The organism is Parendozoicomonas verongulae, assembly GCF_009711465.1.
Lineage (GTDB): Bacteria > Pseudomonadota > Gammaproteobacteria > Pseudomonadales > Endozoicomonadaceae > Sansalvadorimonas > Sansalvadorimonas verongulae.
The window spans coordinates 1-610 of sequence record NZ_SMME01000520.1 but is presented as its reverse complement, the minus strand read 5'-3'; the positions used below and the strand labels follow the sequence as shown (position 1 = coordinate 610).

The following is a 610-nucleotide window of genomic DNA, read 5'->3' as shown; positions in this document are numbered from 1 at the left end:
ATCTGCCACCTATGCATCAGGAGACAAGAGCAGTTCTCTTCACCTTATTACGTTACGGTCATTAGATGTAATATCGGCTGGCAGCATTGCCATACTCCCCGCGGACAGCACATATATCCACCCCGGTGAAACCACATCTTGCACCGTCAACAAGTCTGCTGAACGCCACCTTGTGCATTGCCGTGGGAAAAAACAAGGAACCCAAGTCACACTCACGGAATCAACGGCTGTACAACATCTGGCAGTTGAACTGGACACCACAACATGGATCAGGAATCCATCTACCACTTCCATTAATAATGAAGCTCCTGACATGTTATGCACTCCTCCGTCTTCACCCACCCTTCTGGAGAATCTATTCCCAGAGTTGTCGGGCTTGGAGCAAGATGCCCCTCCACTTTCAAAGTTATCGGATTTGTTGCAGGATGATGTCTTTCAGAGTGCTCTTTTCGCCAGTGCAGGGGGGTGTACATTCGATACAGATGGCACTTTCACTGAAGTGAGTCAGAGCCACTCTGACAGCGATCAGCGGCTCGTGAACATCTCCGGGATGCACACACTGAGAGTCCACACAAGGAAAAGGCTCTTTGTCTGTGACCAAGACGGATGC

The 610-nt window shown here is 49.8% G+C and carries 1 protein-coding gene; it reads right to left on the bottom strand.

The genetic code is table 11. The features are described 5' to 3' along the window. Positions 1 to 406: 406 nt before the first annotated feature. A partial coding sequence (locus E1189_RS24660) for a hypothetical protein (RefSeq protein ID WP_230459938.1) occupies positions 407 to 610 on the bottom strand: 204 nt, incomplete at its 5' end.